We start from the raw sequence: 606 nt of genomic DNA on the forward strand, positions 1-606 counted from the left end.
AACGGGGCCTGCCTGGTCCCCGCTCCCCGGTCACTCGTCCGCGCCGGCCACGAACTCGGGCCCTGGCTGGTCGAGCGGGGCGTCACCGTCGTCTCCACCGTGCCCACCCTGGCCGCACTGTGGCCGCCCGGCTCCCTGGCCCGCGTCCGGCTGCTGATCGTGGGCGGCGAGGCATGCCCGGCGGAGCTCGTGGACCGCTTCGCCGTGGACGGCCGCGAGATGTGGAACACCTACGGCCCCACCGAGACCACCGTCGTCGCCTGCGCCGCCCGACTGCACCCCGGCGAACCCGTCCGGATCGGACTGCCCCTCGACGGCTGGGACCTGGCCGTGGTGGACGAGGCCGGCGAACCCCTCCCGTACGGGGAGGCCGGCGAACTCGTCGTCGCCGGAGCCGGGGTGGCCCGCTACCTCGACCCCGTCAAGGACCGGGAGCGCTTCCGCCCCTGCCCGGCCCTGGGCACCGGCCGGGCCTACCGCACCGGCGACCTCGTACGGGCCGACCCGCGGGGCCTGCTGTTCGCCGGCCGTGTCGACGACCAGGTCAAGGTCGGCGGCCGGAGGGTGGAGCCGGGCGAGATCGACGCCGCGCTGACCGCGCTGCCC

The 606-nt window shown here is 76.6% G+C and carries 1 protein-coding gene; it reads left to right on the plus strand.

From position 1 onward, the window contains the following. Positions 1–606, plus strand: a 606-nt coding sequence (locus VR44_RS11775; RefSeq protein ID WP_045947393.1) for an AMP-binding protein, incomplete at both ends; no start/stop codon positions are given.

Origin of the sequence: Streptomyces katrae (genome assembly GCF_000966975.1) — a bacterium.
Classification (GTDB): domain Bacteria; phylum Actinomycetota; class Actinomycetes; order Streptomycetales; family Streptomycetaceae; genus Streptomyces; species Streptomyces katrae.